The following is an 18,065-nucleotide window of genomic DNA, read 5'->3' as shown; positions in this document are numbered from 1 at the left end:
ATGCCGATTGCCGGTCGGCATGAACAAGGGAGAGCAGAATGCCGGCCCTCGAGGAACGCGATTACTTCACCGACTATGAGATACTGAAGGATCCCTATGGCTTCTTCGAGGCCGTGCGCGCTCATGGGCCGATCTATCGTCCACAAGGCCGGGATTATCTGATCGTCACCGGGTTCGAGGAGACATTGGAGGTTCTGGCAAATGCGCGCGATTTTTCCGCGATCAACGCATTGCAGGGGGCAGCGGCCCCTTTGCCCTTCACGCCCCGGGGGAGCGATATCACGGCGCAGGTCGAAGCCCATCGGTCGGACTTTCCTGGCGGGGAGATGCTGGTCGGGCTGGATGATGCGGCGCATGCCGCGTTGCGCGGGCTGGTCAATCGGCTGTTCACGCCATCCCGGTTGAAGGCGAACGAGCAGTTTATATCGGCCTATTCCGACCATCTGGTACGGACGGCGGTGGCGCGGGGCAGTAGCGAACTGATCCGCGAAATATCGACCCCCTTCGTTACATTGGTGATTGCCGACCTGCTGGGGGTTCCGGCGGACGATCGCCAGCGTTTCATGGACGTCATCGATGGGGCGCCACCGCCGGGCAGCCTGGACAGCAACGACAATGACTATTCGGGGGAGAGTCATCCGCTGATCGTAATGGGCTCCTATTTCGCGGCTTATGTGGAGGATCGGCGGCGCAATCCGCGGGGGGACATACTGACCGAACTGGCATGCGCGACCTATGCGGACGGGTCGACTCCCAGCCTGGCCGACATCGTCAATCTGGCAACCTTCCTGTTCGGTGCGGGACAGGACACAAGCGCCAAGCTGCTGGGCAACGCCATGCGTTACATTGCCGAGCAGCCGGACCTCCAGGATCGTCTGCGGGCTGATCCAAGCCTGATCCCGCATCTGATCGAGGAGGTGTTACGCCTGGAAGGGTCCAGCAAACAAACGGCGCGACTGGCGCGCCGCGATACGCGTATCGGCGACTGGATGGTGCCGGCTGGAACGCCGATATTGCTTGCGCTGGCGGCGGCCAACCGTGATCCGCGCCGCTGGGATGATCCTGGCGCGTTGCAGCTTGCCCGACCGGGGATCAGGGAACATGTCGCCTTCGGTCGTGGTAAACATGTCTGCGCGGGGGCGCCTTTGGCCCGGGTGGAGGTTCGGATCATCCTCGAGAAATTCCTGGCGCATACCCAGTCGATCGAGCTGGACGAGGCCTTTCATGGACCGCGTGGCGACCGGGTGCTGCATTATGAGCCGAGCTTCATCATCCGTGGCCTGGCCGACCTGCATCTGAAGCTGGTTCCGTCGGCCGATGTACAGGCATCCCCCATGGGGAGCCGCGATGAGCAATTCCCTATCGCGGGTGAGGCGTCCCATGACGCGCCGAAGAGCGGGGGAGGGCGCTCGGTGCCGTCCACCGCCGTCACCAAAATCGGTGTGCTGCTTGCCCATGACGATGCGCGGGCGATGCTGGACCGGCATTTCCCCGGGATCGCTACCGATCAGCGCATTGCGATGGCACGGGGTTTGACGCTGCGATCGATCCAGTCCTTCGCCCCGGCGCAGTTCCCCGACACGGCTCTTGATGCACTGGATGTCGAACTGGCGACGTTGATGCTCGAATAAAGCCTGTCGCTGCCGGGCTATCGCCCGGCACCAGCCTCCCGGCAGCGCAGGGTGGCGAGCGCAGCCAGCAGCATGACGGCGCCGGCAAAGGCCATGGTCCAGATCGGTTCGGTCGGGAAGAAATGGCGCATGATCGTGCCCATCACCGTCGCCACCAGCAATTGCGGGATGACGACGAAGGCGTTGAACAACCCCATATAGATGCCGAGCTTGGCCTGCGGCACGCTGGAGGCGAGCATCGCATAGGGCATGGCGAGGGTCGAGGCCCAGGCGATGCCGATCGCCACTTCCGACAATAGCAGCGCCTGTGCATCGCGCAGGACCAGGAAGGACAGGAAGCCGATTGCGCCGAGCGTGAGCGCCAGCGCGTGCGTCTGTGCCTGGCCGATGCGGCGGGCAAGCGGCTGGAGCAGGAAGGGCGCGGCGAAGGCGGCGACGCCATTATAGGTGGCGAACAGGATGCCGACCCAATTGCCCCCTTCATTATAGGCGGCGCTGGTCGGATCGGCTGATCCGAAGACATATTGGGCGACCACCGGCGTGGTATAGATCCACATGATGAACAGCGCCGACCAGGTGAAGAACTGGACCAGCGCCAGCTTCTTCATCATCGCCGGCATGGTCGCGAAATTGCCGACCACATGGCTGAGCAGATTGTCGGTCCGCCCCTGCGCATGAAGGCCGCGCGCGACGATGCGGGCGATGCCATAGGCAGCAAGGAGCCCGCCCAGCAGATAGAGTTCCTTTTCCAGCGCCCAGCCCCAGACGGCGGCGATGATGGCAAGGCCCGCGACGATCCAGAGCGGACCGCCGGCCGGGACCGGCGGTGCCTCCTGCCGGCTTGCCGCCTCGCTGGCCTGGGCAAAGCCGGCCATCTGCTCGGGCGAATATTCGCGGGTGGTGAGCACGGTCCAGAGCACGGCGAGGAACAGCGCACCGCCGCCGATATAGAAGCTGATGCGCACCGTGTCGGGGATCATGCCGGCGGGCGCGACATTGGAGACGCCCATCTGGTCGAGCAGCCAGGGGGTGGAGGAACCGATCACCGCACCGGTGCCGATGAAGGCGGTCTGGATCGCATAGCCGGCCATATGCTGTTCCTTCGCCAGCATGTCGCCGACAAAGGCGCGGAACGGCTCCATCGAGACGTTGAGCGAGGCGTCGAGTATCCAGAGCATCAGCGCGGCGGCCATCAGGCCGGGCGCATTGGGCATGCCGAACAGGGCAAGTGCCGCGAACAGCGCACCGGCGAAGAAATAGGGCCGGCGCCGGCCGAGGCGGCACCAGGTGCGGTCGCTATAATGGCCGATCACCGGCTGCACCAGCAGGCCGGTCAACGGCGCGGCGATCCACAGCAAGGCGAGATTGTCGAGATTTTCCCCCAGCGACTGGAAGATGCGCGACATGTTGGCGTTTTGCAGCGCAAAGCCGATCTGGATGCCGAAGAAGCCGAAGCTGATATTCCACAGCCCCCGGAAGCCCTGGCGCGGCCGACCGTCGGACGTCGTCGCGCCCGGTTCCAGCCCCATCTCATTCATTCCGGCCATCCCCATCCTTCGCCTTAACTTCGCACATTTCCCGCACATTTTGACATTTAGTTGCGAGCGCCTGATCCTATCGGAAAGCCTGCCTTCTGCCGGGCCTTTGCAATCCGCAGCATAGAGGAGCACCTTCCTGTAGGACAGGCCATAGCCGCTTCGTCATTGCGAACCCGGCGATAGCCGGGTGAAGCAATCCACTGGATTGCCGCGGGCCTGCGGCCCTCGCAATGACGAGGTTCACTGGACTGTCACCGCTTGCGCTTGCCGCCGCTGGCGACGAAGCGGATCGCCTGACCGCCGCCGGGCGCAAGGTCGATACTGAGGACGTCGCCCTTCTTCACCGGCTTCTTCTCGATCACGATCGCGTGGCGTGCCTCTGTGCGATAGTCGGCGCCGGGGCCGTCGCGGTAGATTTCGGCGGTGTAGCTGCGGCCGGCATCGAGGAAGTCGAGCGTCACCTTGCTGGAGCGCGCCTGTTCGTCGCCGACCGCGCCCAGATACCAGTCGTCGCTGCCCTTCGCCTTGCGCGCGATGGTGACATAGTCGCCAACCTCGCCATTCAAGGCGCGGGTGTCGGACCAGTCGGTCGGCACATCCTTGATGAACTGGAAGGGGCCGGGATATTTGGCGTAATTTTCCGGCGTGTCGGCCGCCATCACCACCGGCGAATAGAGGACGACATAGAGGGCGAGCTGCTTGGCGATGGTCGAGTGGATGCTACTGCCCTCCGAACCCGACAGGCTGAGCACGCCGGGGGTGAAGTCCATCGGGCCGCCCAGCAACTGGGTGAAGACCAGGTTCGCCTCATGCTCGGGCGGGTTCTTGCCGCCGACCCAGGCATTATATTCCATGCCCCGGCCGCCTTCGCGCGCCACCCAGTTGGGATAGGTGCGGCGCAGGCCGGTATCCTTGACCGGTTCATGGCTGTCGATGCTGACATGATATTTGGCGGCGGTCTGCACGACGCGCAGATAATGGTTCACCATCCACTGGCCTTCATGCCATTCGCGAAGCTTGGCGCCATCGGCGTCGACCCGCTCGATCTGGCCGGCATCGGTGACATAGCCGGTCTTCACCACCTGCTCGCCATGGTCGGCCGCCCATTTGAAGGCGGTGTCGAGCTGGCCGTCATAATGGCTGGCCGATCCGCCGGTTTCATGATGGCCGATCAGGGTGACGCCCTTGGACCTGGCATAGGCGGCAAGGCCATCGGCATCGAAATCCTCGGTCGGCTGCGCAAAGTTCATCTCATTGCCGTTGCCGAACCAGTTACCGTCCCAGCCGACATTCCAGCCCTCGACCAGCACGGCGGGGATGCCGCTGGCAGCGGCGAAATCGATATAGCGGCGGACATTGGCGGTGGTGGCGCCATGTTTGGGGCCGCGCGCCCAGGTCCAGTCGCCCTTGATCATGTTCCACCAGACGCCGACGAACTTGCCCGGCTTGATCCAGCTTGAAACGTCGCCGAGCTTGTTGGGCTCGTTCAAGTTCAGGATCATGTGGTTCATGTAGAGGCCGGCGGCATCGTCGGCGACGGCAATGGTGCGCCAGGGGGTGGAGAAGCCGGCGTCGCGCGACACTTTGGGGGCGCCCGCCCCCGGCGTCAGATCGGCGCGGAAGGTGTTGCCCTCGGCACGGGCGAGATTCATGCCCGCATAATCGACCAGCGCGGCCTCATGCAGGGCGACATGGGTGCCGTCAGCCAGCTTCACCGTCATCACCGTCTGGGCGGTGCCGACCGCGTCGAGCGGGGTGCGGTTGTAGAGATATTCCTCGCGATTCCATTCATAGGCGGGCTTCCACCAGGCCGTGCCGCCTTGCGCGAAGGCGAACTGGGTCAGTTCCTCGGCAATGTTGGCGTGATGGAGATTGGCCTGATCGGGCAGGCTGTAGCGGAAGGCGACGCCGTCATCGAACAGGCGGAAGGTCATATCCATCTCGCGCTGGAGATCGCCCTTCTCGCGGAAGACCAGCTTCAGCTCATTATGATGGTCGCGGATCGTGGTCCATTCGCCCCAGGGCTGGGTCCAGCTGGTGTCGCTGCTCGCCTGCTTGGCATCGGCCAGCGTCAGATTGCGCTCGATCTTGGGTGCGTCGGTGAACATGAAGCCCAGGCGGCTGTCGGCGATCAGCGGCTTGCCATTGCGCTGCACGGCATAGCTGGGACGCCCCTCGCCATCGAGGCTGATGGTGAGGGTGATATGGCCGTCGGGCGACGATGCCTTGGCCACCACATCGGCGCGCGCGGCGGTGGGCGCGAGCGCCAGGGCAATGAGGGGCAGGGTGAGCGCGGGCAGTCGCGACATATTCTTGTCCTTAAACTTGGAAGGCGGCGACGAGGCCGGATGCGGGGGCGAAATTCCAGTCGGCGATGCGGCCGGTCGACAGTTCGACCTGCCAACGGTCCGCATCGGCGGGGTGCCAGGCGACGGGGCTGGTGCCGAGGTTGAAGACGCACAGGCGCTGCTGCCCGTCCTGCGTCCGTTCAAAGGCGAGCAGATCATCCGGCGTATCGAGAAAGGTGATCGTGCCGTTGCGCAGCGCCGGGGTGGCGTTGCGCAGGGCCAACACCTCGCGCGTCCAGTGAAGCAGCGAAGCAGGATCGGCTTCCTGCGCGTCGACGGCGAGCGGGCGGTGCGCCTCCCCCACCGGCAGCCATGGCTTGGCATCGGAGAAGCCGAGCCAGGGCGCTGCCCCGGTCCAGGGCATGGGCGTGCGGGCGCCATCGCGCGACAGGGTCAGCGGCCAGTTGGCGATCGCTTCGGGATCCTGCAGATCCTCGAACGCGATATCGACCTGCGGCAGGCCCAGTTCCTCGCCATAATAGAGGAAGATATTGCCGCGCAGGCAGGCGAGCAGCAGCATCTTCATCCGGCAATAGGCATGGGCGTCGATGTCGCCGGCCCAGCGCGAGACGGCGCGCGGCGCGTCATGATTTTCGAACGCCCAGCTCGGCCAGCCAATCCCCTGCTCCGCGGGCCAGCGCGACAGCGCGGCTTTGAGGAACGGCGCGGTCAATTTGGGGGCGTAGAGGAAGTCGAAGCCATAGGCGGTGTTGAGGCGATGATCGCCCTGGGTGAAGGCCTTCATTTCCGCATCGCTGTCATCCCCGCCGACTTCGGCGACGGTGAAGCGATCGGGATATTCGTCGAACACCGAACGCACCTTTTCCAGGAACAGCGGAATGTCCGGGTGGCTCTGGCTATAGCGCTTGATCTGGAAATCATAGGGGCGCGTGCGGATGCGGCCGTCTTCGGGTGCGGGCGGATTGTCGCGCAGTTGCGGGTCGGGCATCGAATGGTTGATCGCATCGATGCGGAAGCCGTCGACGCCGCGGTCGAGCCAGAAGCGCACGATATCCAGCACCGCCGCCTGCACCTTTCCATTGTGCAGGTTGATCTGCGGCTGCTCCTTCAGGAAATTGTGCATATAATATTGGCCGCGCCGCGCGTCCCAGGTCCAGGCCGGGCCGCCGAACACCGACTGCCAGTTGTTGGGCGGCGTGCCGTCGGGCTTCGCATCGGCCCAGACATACCAGTCGGCATGGTCGTTCTGGCGGCTGGAGCGGCTTTCGATGAACCAGGGATGTTCGTCGGAGGTATGCGCCCAGACCTGATCGACGATGATGCGCAGGCCCAGTTCATGGGCGCGGGCGATCAGCGCGTCGAAATCGGCGAGCGTGCCGAAGATCGGATCGACATCGCAATAATCCGACACGTCATAGCCGAAGTCGCGCATCGGGCTCTTGAAGAAGGGCGAGAGCCAGATGGCGTCGACGCCGAGCGAGGCGACATAGGGCAGATGGGCGGTGATGCCGGCCAGATCGCCGACGCCGTCGCCATTGGAGTCGGCGAAGCTGCGCGGATAGATCTGGTAGATGGTGGCGCCGCGCCACCAGGGCGCCGTGTCAGTCATTGCGTCGGTCATTGCGGATTGGCGCTCCGTACAGCGCAGACGCTGTAGCCAAGGGGAGGAAGGTCGAGGGTGAGGCTGCCGGGCGCGACGGCGCGCGGGGCACAGGCCGCGCCGGCTAGGGTGTCGAAAGCGGTGGAGGCGGTATCCACCTGGACCTGCGCCCTGATCGGCGCGGTCGATGTGTTGAAGGCGATCAGATATTCCGCGCCCGTGTCGGGATCGAAGCGGGAGACGGCGAACAGGCCCGGCTCGTCGCCGCGCGCGCGGATCGTCTCGCTGCCCCGGCGCAGCGCGGCATGGCCGGTGCGCAGCCGGGCGAGCGCCGCGATCTCGCGATAGAGCGGATGGGCGGGGTCGAAGCGCGCGGTGGCGGTGGTCGCATCGCTGCCAAGCAGGCGATTGTCGTTATAGCTCGCCACCTGGCTGCCGAACATATCCTCGCGCGCGTCCTGATCGCCGCCGTCACCGACGAAACCCTGTTCATCGCCATAATAGATGGTCGGTACGCCGCGCAGCGTCAGCAGCATGGCGTTGGCGAGCATCACCCGGCGCAGCACTTCGTCCTCGCCTGCCTGCGGGAAGGCGCGGCGGACGAAGGTGGCGAACCGCCCGGCGTCATGATTGCTGACGAAGGTGGGCAACTGGCGCGCGGTGGCGGCACCGCCCTGATAGAGGGCGTCGCCGGTCAGCATGCGTTCCCAGGTGGCGGTCGCCGCCTTGCCCGCGACGGTTTCCAGCGCGGCCTGGCGGAAGGCGAAGTCGAGCACGGCAGGGAAGCCGCCTTCGCGGGTGTGCCAGGCGAGCGGGCCGGCATCGACCGTCTCGACATAGACTTCGCCGAAGACATGGAAATTGGGGATGCCGCGCGCTTTGGCCCGTGCCTGCATGGCGGGGACGAACTGCTGCCAGAAATGCGGATCGACATGGCGGGCGGTGTCGATGCGGAAGCCGTCAATGCCGAAGCGGTCGATCCAGCCGCCGAAAATGTCGATCATGCCGGCGATCACGCGCGGATGTTCGGTCATCAGATCGTCGAGCCCGGCAAAGTCGCCCATGGTCGCGCTCTCGCCCGAATAGCTCGTCTCGCCACGATTATGATAATAGCGCACATCGTTGAGCCAGGCCGGGTTCTTCAACGCCTGCTCGCCCTTCGGCACGAAGGGGGTATAGGCATAGGCCGGGTCGGTGAGCTTGCCGAAATTGGCGTCGCCATGATCGGCGTCGCCGGCGAATCCCGGATTGATCGCCGCGCCGGCCACGCCGCCACGGCGCTGATAGGGATAGTCGGCGCGCGAACGATAGGGGCAGGGCCGGTCGGCGCATTCGCGATATTTGATGACGTCGGCCGTATGGTTGGCGATGATGTCCATATAGACCTTCATCCCCCGGCCATGGGCGGCCTTCACCAGCACGGCGAAATCCGCGTCGGTGCCGAAATGCGGATCGACATGTTCGAAATCGGTGATCCAATAGCCGTGATAGCCGGCGCTCTCCTGACCCTTGGGGCCTTGCACCGGCTTGTTGCGGAAGATCGGACCGACCCAGATGGCGGTGGCGCCCAGCCCCTGAATATAGTCGAGCCGGCGGATCAGCCCCCGAAGATCGCCTCCATGATAAAACCCTTTAGAAACAGGATCATATCCGGTTTTTAGTCGATCGCCATTAAGCCTGCCCCTGTCATTTTCGCTGTCACCATTGTCGAACCGGTCGGGCAGGATGAAATAGATGACTTCATCTTCGGGCAGGCGGGCGCGGAAACCCTGATCCTGTGCGAAAGCCGGGGCGGGAAGCGCGCAGAGTGCAGCCAGCAGCAGTGCCGTTCGTCCGCGCATCGCCTTCATCCTCCCATTGCCGCTTGTGCCCGATTGCCGCAGCTTGGCCCCTTCTTAGTCGGCGGGGACAGGCCGGGCCAAGGGAGCGGCATACGTATTCAGAGCCGCCACCTTCCCAAGCCGAACGCGGGGGCGTAGGGTCCGGCGATGGGCGCCAACGACAAAGTCACATCTTTCGACATCGCTACGCTGGCCGGCGTGTCCCAGCCCACCGTGTCGCGCGCGCTGCGCGGCGACAAGACGGTGAGCGAGGGGACGCGGCTGCGGATCGAGGCAATCGCGCGGCAGCTCAATTACACGGTGGACAAGAATGCGTCGTCGCTGCGGCGGGGGAAAAGCAACACGCTCGCGCTGCTGTTCTTCGAGGATCTGCTGCCCGACGAAAGCTGGATCAACCCCTTCTTCCTGTCGATGCTGGGGCCGATCCTGCAGACCTGCGCCAAGCGCGGCTATGACCTGCTCACCAGTTTCCAGCAGCTCTCGACCGACTGGCATGTCGACTATGAGGATAGCCGCAAGGCCGATGGCATCATCCTGCTGGGCTATGGCGATTATGAAATCTATCGCACCCGGCTGGAGCAACTGGTGGCGCAGGGCACACATTTCGTGCGCTGGGGATCGGTTGACCAACATGCGCTGGGGATGACCATCGGCTGCGACAATCGGCGCGGCGGGCGCGATGCGGGCGCGCATCTGATCGCGCGCGGATGCAGCCGGATCGCTTTCCTGGGCGACGCATCGAGCCATTATCCCGAATTTCGCGATCGCTATGCCGGCCTGTCCGACGTGCTGCGCGAGGCGGGGCTTGCGGTCGACCCTGGCCTGCATGTCGATGCGCTGTCGACCGAGCAGTCGGGCTATGAGGCGGCGAGCCGGCTGATCGCGCGCGGCGTGACATTCGACGCGATCTTTGCCGGGTCCGACCTGATCGCGATCGGCGCGATGCGGGCGCTGGACGAACATGGGCTGTCGGTGCCCGGCGACGTCGCCCTGATCGGCTTCGACGACATCCCCGCCGCCAGCCTGACGCGGCAGCCGCTGACCACCGTGGCGCAGGACTATCTGCGCGCGGGCGAGGTGCTGGTCGACGCGCTGATCGGCCAGATCGACCGCAAGCCGGTGACGCCAACACTGCTGGCGCCCCGGCTGATAACGCGAATGACGGCTTAGAATCTTCCTCCTCTGCCTAGAAGGGAGGGGAGGAAGAAGAAGGGCTGAGTCCATGGCCTCCTCTCCCCCAAAGAAAAACGGACCGCCTTCCCCTGAAAGGGGTGGCGGTCCGGGGAGGGGGATTGCCCGCGTGCAGTCGGGCAGTCCGGGGAGGAATTGGAATTTGCCCGGTCGGCCGAAGGCCGATCAGAATTTGTAGGTCACGCCCAGATAATAGTCGCGGCCGTAACGCTGATAGTCGATGACCTGGCGCGGATCGTCATTCTGATAGGTGACGAAAGGCTGGTCGGTCAGGTTCTTGCCCTGCAGCAGGATCGACAGGCCGGTGAGCGGACCCGACTGGAATTCATAGCCGATCTGGGCGTCGAGAATGCCCTCCGCCTTGGCGGTGCGGAAGGTCGGCGCCGCCGACAGGCCGGCCACTTCGCCCAGGAAGGACGAGCGGTAGCGATAGTTGACGCGCGCCTGGAAGCCGTTCTTCTCGAAATAGGCGGTGCCGCTGGCAACCCATTTCGACAGGCCCGGCAGGGTGATGCTGTCGCCCGGATTGCTGGCATATTTGATCTCGCTGTGGGTGTAGGACCCGCTGGCGAAGATGCCGAAGCCGTCAAGTGCATCGCTGAACAGCTTGAAGGGCAGCGACGCCGTCGCCTCGGCCCCCATGATCGTGCCCTTGCCGGTATTGGCGGGCGCCTTCAGCAGACCGATATAGCTGCCATCGGCAATGATCTGGTCGCGGATGGCGGCCGGCAGCGAGGGCAGGACCGCCGAGAAATCATAGGGGATATTGTTGTTCGGATCGACGAAGTCGGTCAGATTCTTGAAATAGCCCGCAATCGAGACATAGCCGCCCTTGTCGAAATATTTCTCGACCGACAGATCGACATTGGTCGACTGATAGGGACGCAGATTGACGTTGCCGCCGTTCGAACTGAACGGGCTATATTGCGGGTCGGAACCCTGGCCGATCTTGGACGGATCGAAGCTATATTCCTGGTTGACCCGTTCCTGATCCATGCGCGGGCGGACCATGGTCTGGGCCGCGCCGAGCTTCACGAACAGGCCCTGGTTGAGCTCGACCGACAACTGCGCGCTGGGCAGCACATTGGTATAGCTGTCCTTGCCCGAGGCGGGGACGACGGTGACGACGCCGTTGGAGAAGTTGGAGATGGTGCCGTCCGACGACTGGCGGGTGTGGATCACCTGCACGCCGATTGCGCCCTTCAAGGCCTTGCCGCCCAGATCGCCATCGAGCGTCAGCTTGGCATAGCCGGTGAAGACATCTTCCTTCACCCGATTGTCGCGCACCAGCGACGAGGGCCGGTTGTCATACACCGCGTCGAGCGTGTTGTTGTAGAGATAGAGCGGATCGAGCGTCAGCATCGCCGGCACGCCCAGATAGTCGAGCGAAACGTTCGAGCCGAGCAGCGCTTCCTGCGGCACCGGCGCGGAACCGGGCGTGCCGCCGGCGATGGTGCAGTCCGTACCGCCGGTCGGGCAGAGGAAATAGCTGGTATAGGAACTGGTCTTCTTGCGCCGGCTGTAATTGCCGCCGACTTCCCAGTTGCTGAAGATGCTGCCGGAAATGTCGCCGACCAGGTTGGCGCGGAACGACTTCATGTCGTCCTCGAACTTGGGCTTGTTGAGGAAGCCGGCCTGCACCACGGCGGTTGTGCCGTTATAGCCCCAGCCATTGGGATCGGTCAGGCTGATGATGCTGGTGTCGGTATAGTCGAGCGTCGGCACGATGCTGAACAGGCCGTTCGACTGGCGCTCCACGCGCACGGTGTCGGGTACGCCCGAGCGCAGATAGCCGGTGCCCGAATAGGTTTCGAGCAGGAAGTCGGTGCGCTTGGCGTTCGACCAGCTGGCATCGACATTCAGTTTCAGCCGATCATTGAGCTGGATATCGTTGTTCCAGCCGAGCGAGATGGTGTCGGCCTTGCGCTTGTTATAGTCGTTGCGCTGGACGCCATAGACGTTGGAGAAGGTGGCGGCGGTCACGAAGCCATTTTCGACCGTGACGTCGCTGACGCCCACATTCGTACCCCAGACCAGCGGGAATTCGATGCCGCGCAGCCGCTGTACTTCCTCGAAATGCGAGGCGAGGACATCGAAGGTCGAATGGAAATTGTCGCTCGGCTGCCATTCCAGCGTGCCCACCATGCCATAGCGCTTGAGCGTGTTCGACTGGACATAGGGCTTGGCGCCGCCAATGATCAGGTTGCCGTCGGCGTCTTCAGGATAACCCCAGCTGTTGAAGCGTTCATTCTGCGAAGGCGTCTGCGAGGCGGAGAAGCCCAGCGACAGGCCCAGCGTATCGTCGGCGAACTGGTCGATATAGGTGGCCGAAGCGCGATAGCCATAGCGATCGCCGTCGGGGTTGAGCTTGTCCATGCCGTTCATCTGGCCGCGGAGCGAGACCGAGACGAGGCGATCGTTGCGGTCGAGCGGGCGCAGCATGCGCAGGTCGACCGTGCCCGAGATGCCGGCCGCGATCAGGGCCGCGTCGGCGCTCTTGTAGACATTGACGTTCTGGAAGAATTCCGACGGATATTGATCATATTCGACGCCGCGATTGTCGCCGACGGTGACCTGTTCGCGGCCGTTGAGCAGGGTGGTCGAGAAATCGGGACCCATGCCACGGATCGACAGGCGCTGGTCGCGGCCCTCAAGACGCTGGGCGGTAACGCCGGGCAGGCGGGCAAGCGAGTCCGCGATCGACACGTCGGGCAGCTTGCCGACATCTTCGGACGAGATGGAATCGACGATCAGGACGGAATCGCGCTTGATCTTCGCGGCTGAGGCCAGCGAGGCGCGGATGCCGGTGACGACGATTGCGTCGCCCTGCTCATCGGCGGGGGTGGCGGTCGCCGTTTCCTGGGCATGGGCTGCCGTCACGACGGACAGAGAGGCGCCTGCCAGCAATGCGGCGCGCACAATGGATTGACGGAAATGGTGCATAACAGAAATCCTCCCCAGGACGCATCTTTAGCGTTATTGCCGGCATGACCGGTTCGCCTGAAATAGTCGCGGGCCGTGCCATCTGCACAGAATCCCACATACGTATTCAATCGAATGGAGGGCGACCGGTGCATTCATGCCCGGCCGGATGGATGTCGTGGAGCGTCAACGATCCGAAGCAGGGGCCTGGCAATAAGCGGGGTGCATCGCGTCAGGTTCAAACGCGGAAACATGATTGAGGGCGATGACCCAATGGCCCTTCACCTTGCGCATCAGTCGCGTGTTGATCCCCGACTGGCCGGGTTTTGCGGCGAGGTGGAAGCGGCTGATGAGTTGCGCTGCATCGGGCGCCAGCATCTCGATCTGGATATCGCAGAAATGGAGCGTGCCGCGCGTTTCGGGCGAGGCGCCATAGTCGCGGACATAATGGTCGAGCGTCCCCTGCCAGTCGCGCTGGAACTGGCCGCGCGACACGAAGATGATGCCGGGGTTGAGGAAGCCGGCCATATAGCCGCGAAAATCGCCCCGGTTCCAGGCGGCTTCCATGTCGGCAATCACCTGCCGGATCGCCGCCTTCTCCTGCTTCGTCGAATGGGGTGCCGGCGCGGCGCCCATGCAGAGCGCCGCGCCGATCAGGGGGAGGAGAATGCGCTTACTGCGCCGCACCGGACGCCCCGGATGTTGCCTTGGCCTTTTCCGTCTGGATGAAGCGGTCGAGTTCCGCCTCCATTACCGGCAACGGCACCGATCCCATGGTCAGCAGCGTGTCGTGGAACGGGCGCTGGTCGAACTTGTCGCCCAGTTCCGCTTCCGCCTTGGCGCGCATCTTGCGGATCGACAATTCGCCCAGCTTGTAGGCCAGCGCCTGCGCGGGCCAGGCGATATAGCGATCGACCTCATTGGTGATGTCGAGCTTCGCGAGCGCGGTGTGGCTCGCCATATAGTCGATCGCCTGCTGCCGCGTCCAACCCATGGAGTGCATGCCGGTGTCGATCACCAGGCGTACCGCACGCCACATCTCGAACGTCTCGCGGCCAAACTCCTCATAGGGCGTTTCATACATGCCCAGTTTCGTGCCCAGCCATTCGGTATAGAGGCCCCAGCCCTCGCCATAGCCAGAGAAATAGGTCTGGCCGCGGAAGGCCGGGCGGTTGGGGGCTTCCAGCGCATAGGCTGCCTGGAAGCTGTGGCCCGGATTGCATTCGTGCAGCGTCAGCGCCGTCAGATTGTAGAGCGGGCGCGAGGGCAGGTCATAGGTGTTCATCAGGCAGGATTCGAGCCCGCCGCGACCCGAGGTGTAGATGGGCGCGATCTCGTCCGGCACCGGCAGGATGGTGAAGCGATAGCGTGGCAGGTTGTTGAACGTGTCCTTGAGCTTGCCGTCCATCTTTTTGGTGACATAGGCGGAATAGGACAGCAGCTCGCGCGGGGTCTTGGCATAGAATTGCGGATCGGTGCGCATGAACTCCAGGAACTCGGCAAAGCTGCCCTGGAACTTGGCGTCGGCCATCGTCTTCTTCATGTCCGCATCGATGCGCGCGACTTCTTTGAGGCCGATCTCGTGGATCTGCTGGGGCGTCAGGTCCAGCGTCGTATATTCGCGTATCTGGTCCTGGTAGAAAGCCTTGCCGTCGGGCAGCGAGTAGGCGTCGATCGTCTTGCGCGCCTTGGGCATATATTCGCCGCGCATGAAGGTCAGCAACTTCTGGTAGCTGGGCGCGATGGCGTCGCGGATCAATGCCTGGGCCTGGGCCTGCATCGCCTGGCGCTGGTCGGCCGGGATGGTGTCCGGCATGGCGGCGAACGACTTGTAAAAGGGATTGTCGGTGCCGGCGGCCAGGAACGGCTCGATCGTCTTGTCACGCCCCTCGATCGACACCCGCGGCACGGTATAGCCGCGCTTCAGGCCGGCCTGCATGTTGGCGATCTGCTCGTCGAAATAGCGCGGGATATCCTTCATCCGACCGAGATAGCGGCGATAATTGTCGGCAGTGGAAAAGGGCGTGCGCGGGTTGAGGCCGGTCCAGAAGAAGGTGTCGCTGTTGAACGGCGCCTCATAGGTCTTGTACTTGATCTTGGTCGCATTCTCCCAGACCGAGGTCTTGAACACCGCCTTGTTGATATACTCCTCATGCGACAGCTGGGCGTCGGGGATCTGGTCGAGCTGCCTCAGGATATCGCTCCAATAGGCATAGCGGCGCTGCTGGGTGGCGGCCGTCACGCTGGGCAGATGATCGTCGGCGCCGCCCTCGGTCCGGCCGCTGCCGGGCAGGCGGGCAAATTCCTTCTGGCGCCAGGTCCATTCGGCGTCATAGAGCGCCTTGAGCTTCAGGTCGGCGGCAGTCGGTTGTGCGGCCGGGGCGTCGGCGGTCGGCGCTGTCTGGGCGACGGCAATCGGGGCCGTGGCGGCGAGCCAGGCGATGGCGAGCAAGGATGCGGCGTGGGGCATTTTCATGAATGTCTCTCTTCCCTGTTCGGCGACGCGACCCGGCGCCCCGCTCTGCTAACAGTGTATACGATATACTTTGGTTGGCATGGGTCAAGTGCGTGTGTCGGCCGCAGGCGTGAAAATGCGCGCGCCGAACATCGGTCCGGCCCGGGTCATGCCGGGTGCCGGCTGGACGCGGATCATCACCTCGCTCTTGCCGCGCGTCAGCGCCTCGGGAATGGCGTAGGTGACGTCGAAAAATTCGCCGGGCCGGTCGGCATCCAGTTTCTGCGTCGCGATCTTCTGGCCGTCGACCAATATGTCGAACAGCCGGTTGCGCTCCTCGCCCCAATAGGTGGTCTGCAGGATCAACGGGCCGGGCTTCACCTTCATGCGGAACTGGAAATGGCCGTCGGTGCGCGCGTCGCGCCCATGCCGTCCGCGATAGGTGGTGGTGTAGGAGAGTTTCGCCTCCAGCCCATGGTCGCGCTCGGGCTGCATCTCGCCCAGGTGCATGACGTCGACAGAGCGCCGCTCCAGATCGCGAAGCCGCGCCTGTTCGACGGCAAAGGCCTGCTGCTCGATGCCCCATTCTTCCTGGGTGAAGCGCTTGAAATAGACGGCGGTGCGGCGGTCGCGCTGCTGGAAGAAGGGCGCGAAGCGGAGGTCGGCGGGCTTGCCGATGCCAGCGGTGCGATAAGTGGGGATGGCGCCGGGGTTGGCGGCAAAGCCCTGCGTTACGTCGGCGGCGACCAGCGCCGGGGCGGGACCGTCGAAGGGCTGGTTTGCCGCGCCCAGATCGGCGGCCAGCACGACCGGGCCGTGCAGCAGGGCAATGGTGCGAGCATCATCCGGCGTCGCCTCGACACGCAGTGCCATCGGCAGGTCCAGCGTCACTTGATCGCCGGCCTTCCACTTGCGATCGATCAGGGCATAGCCATCGACGATGCGCGGCGTGGGCAGGGGCGTGCCGTTGACGGCGACGCGCGCGCCCTGGCACCAGCCGGGAATGCGCAGCGCCAGGGTGAAGCGACCCGCGCGTGCCAGTGTCGGGATCGACAGGGCGATGTGGCCGTCGAAGGGATAGCCGGTCTCGATCCGCAACTTCGCGCCGCGCGCCGCCCAGTCGGCTTCGCTGGGGATATAGAGATTGGCGATCAGCATGTCGGCCGGCCGATCGGTATCTTCCCACCAGATGGATTCGCCATGCTTGGCATGGCTTTCCATGCCACTGCCCACGCAGCACCAGAAATCGTCGAATGGTTCCGACCAGACGCGGTGCGACCCCGACATCAGCGGCACCATATAGGCGAACATGCCGGTGGCCGGGTTCTGGTGTGCCAGGATATGGTTGATATGGGCGCGCTCATAATAGTCGAACAGGCGGGCTTCGGGCTTCCAGGCATAGAGATGCCGGGTCAGCTTCAGCATATTGTAGCTGTTGCAGCTTTCGCAGGTCTGTTCGGTGATATGTTTGGAAATGGTGCCGGGATCGGGGAAATATTCCCGGTCGGCATTGCCGCCGATGACATAGCTATACTGGCCGACGACGGTTTCCCAGAAAAAGTTGGCGGCGATCGCATCGGCGGCATTGCCGGTAATCTCGTGCAGGCGCGCAAGGCCGATCAGCTTGGGGATCTGGGTATTGGCGTGGATCCAGGGGAGGCTGTTCTGCCGCTGCGCCAGCGGATCGAGCACCTTGCGATGGCGCAGCCGCGTCGCCAGCGCCAGCCAGCGCGGATCGCCGGTGCGGGCATGGAGTTCGGCGAAGCTCTCATTGATGCCGCCATGTTCGCAGTCGAGCACCTGCTGCACCTGCGCATCGTCCAGCTTCGCGAACACGCCGTCGATATAGGCGGCCAGTGCGAGTGCGACGCCGCGCGCCTGGCTGTTGCCCAGATGGGCTTCCGCATCGAACAGGCCCGCGAACAGCTTGTGCCAATTATAGAAGGGCACCCAGCAGCCATTGAGATCGAACCCGGCCGAGCGGATGTCGCCGCGCATGATCTCCGGGAAGATCAGCCTGCCATCCTCGATCACGTCATCGCGGCGGCGGGTGAAGCCCGCGACATAGCCATCGCCGGCCGCAGCCTGACAGGCGGCCAATTCGTCGATGATATAGGCGGCACGGCGGGCGCATTCGGCGTCGCCGGTCTGGGCGTGCATCAGCGCCAGCGCGGTCAGATAATGGCCCAGCGTATGGCCGGCGATGGTATCATTTTCCCAGCCGCCATAGATGGCGCCCTTGGGTGTCAGGCCGGCATGTTTGCGGAAATTGTGCAGCAGCCGGTCCGGCTCCAGCCGCAGCAGATAGAGGCGATTGCCCTCGACCGCGTCGGCAAAGGGGGAGGGGAGGAGCCGGGTCGCCTGTAGCGGCAAGGCGCGCGCCGATTCGGGCAGCGCACTGCCGGTCGCGGCATGGGCGACGGCGCTCCATCCCTGCCAGGCGGGTGCGGTCGCGGCGGCGGTCGCGGCCAGCAACATGGCCCTGCGGCTGAGGGGCGTGTGACGGTGGGACATGGCGGCTCCGGCTTGTCTGTAATCGTTATACCGTATACGATATTGCGATTATGGTTCGGGATCA

General features: G+C 64.1%; 10 protein-coding genes. 2 read left to right on the top strand and 8 right to left on the bottom strand.

Annotated features, from left to right (window positions below; translation table 11 throughout):
• Nucleotides 1-38: 38 nt before the first annotated feature.
• On the top strand, nt 39-1,631 hold the full coding sequence (locus PMI04_RS18285; protein ID WP_007710826.1) for a cytochrome P450: 1,593 nt from the start codon (nt 39-41) through the stop codon (nt 1,629-1,631).
• Between the two features lie 17 nt (nt 1,632-1,648).
• On the opposite strand, the gene PMI04_RS18280 is transcribed toward PMI04_RS18285, so the two are convergent.
• The 4 genes from PMI04_RS18280 to PMI04_RS18265 form a co-directional block, all read right to left on the bottom strand.
• On the bottom strand, nt 1,649-3,169 hold the full coding sequence (locus PMI04_RS18280) for an MFS transporter (protein WP_037486545.1): 1,521 nt from the start codon (nt 3,167-3,169) through the stop codon (nt 1,649-1,651).
• A gap of 251 nt (nt 3,170-3,420) precedes the next feature.
• Nucleotides 3,421-5,478, bottom strand: a complete 2,058-nt coding sequence (locus PMI04_RS18275; RefSeq protein ID WP_007710829.1) for a glycoside hydrolase family 97 protein — start codon at nt 5,476-5,478, stop codon at nt 3,421-3,423.
• Nucleotides 5,479-5,488: 10 nt separating this feature from the next.
• On the bottom strand, nt 5,489-7,087 hold the full coding sequence (locus tag PMI04_RS18270; RefSeq protein WP_037486574.1) for an alpha-glucosidase: 1,599 nt from the start codon (nt 7,085-7,087) through the stop codon (nt 5,489-5,491).
• A gap of 8 nt (nt 7,088-7,095) precedes the next feature.
• The gene (locus PMI04_RS18265; RefSeq protein WP_007710831.1) at nt 7,096-8,919 is read right to left on the bottom strand and encodes an alpha-amylase family glycosyl hydrolase; all 1,824 of its coding nucleotides are present in this window, start codon (nt 8,917-8,919) and stop codon (nt 7,096-7,098) included.
• Between the two features lie 147 nt (nt 8,920-9,066).
• Between PMI04_RS18265 and PMI04_RS18260 the strand changes: the two genes are divergently transcribed.
• Nucleotides 9,067-10,089: a LacI family DNA-binding transcriptional regulator gene (locus PMI04_RS18260; protein ID WP_007710833.1), complete on the top strand. Its 1,023-nt coding sequence runs from the start codon at nt 9,067-9,069 to the stop codon at nt 10,087-10,089.
• A 186-nt stretch (nt 10,090-10,275) separates the two neighbouring features.
• Here the strand turns inward: PMI04_RS18260 and PMI04_RS18255 are convergent, their stop codons facing one another.
• The 4 genes from PMI04_RS18255 to PMI04_RS18240 all read right to left on the bottom strand — a co-directional run bounded on the left by PMI04_RS18255 (nt 10,276) and on the right by PMI04_RS18240 (nt 18,001).
• The gene (locus PMI04_RS18255; RefSeq protein ID WP_007710836.1) at nt 10,276-13,053 is read right to left on the bottom strand and encodes a TonB-dependent receptor; all 2,778 of its coding nucleotides are present in this window, start codon (nt 13,051-13,053) and stop codon (nt 10,276-10,278) included.
• Nucleotides 13,054-13,218: 165 nt separating this feature from the next.
• Nucleotides 13,219-13,668, bottom strand: coding sequence for a nuclear transport factor 2 family protein (locus tag PMI04_RS18250; RefSeq protein ID WP_037486547.1), 450 nt, complete (start codon nt 13,666-13,668; stop codon nt 13,219-13,221).
• A 37-nt stretch (nt 13,669-13,705) separates the two neighbouring features.
• The gene (locus tag PMI04_RS18245) at nt 13,706-15,508 is read right to left on the bottom strand and encodes a DUF885 family protein (protein ID WP_007710838.1); all 1,803 of its coding nucleotides are present in this window, start codon (nt 15,506-15,508) and stop codon (nt 13,706-13,708) included.
• An 84-nt stretch (nt 15,509-15,592) separates the two neighbouring features.
• Nucleotides 15,593-18,001 (bottom strand): glycoside hydrolase family 127 protein, encoded by a 2,409-nt coding sequence (locus PMI04_RS18240; protein ID WP_007710840.1) that lies wholly within the window; start codon nt 17,999-18,001, stop codon nt 15,593-15,595.
• Between the last annotated feature and the right edge of the window lie 64 nt (nt 18,002-18,065).

Source organism: Sphingobium sp. AP49, assembly GCF_000281715.2.
In the GTDB taxonomy this organism is placed as follows: domain Bacteria; phylum Pseudomonadota; class Alphaproteobacteria; order Sphingomonadales; family Sphingomonadaceae; genus Sphingobium.
This window is presented reverse-complemented; position numbering and strand designations above follow the sequence as displayed.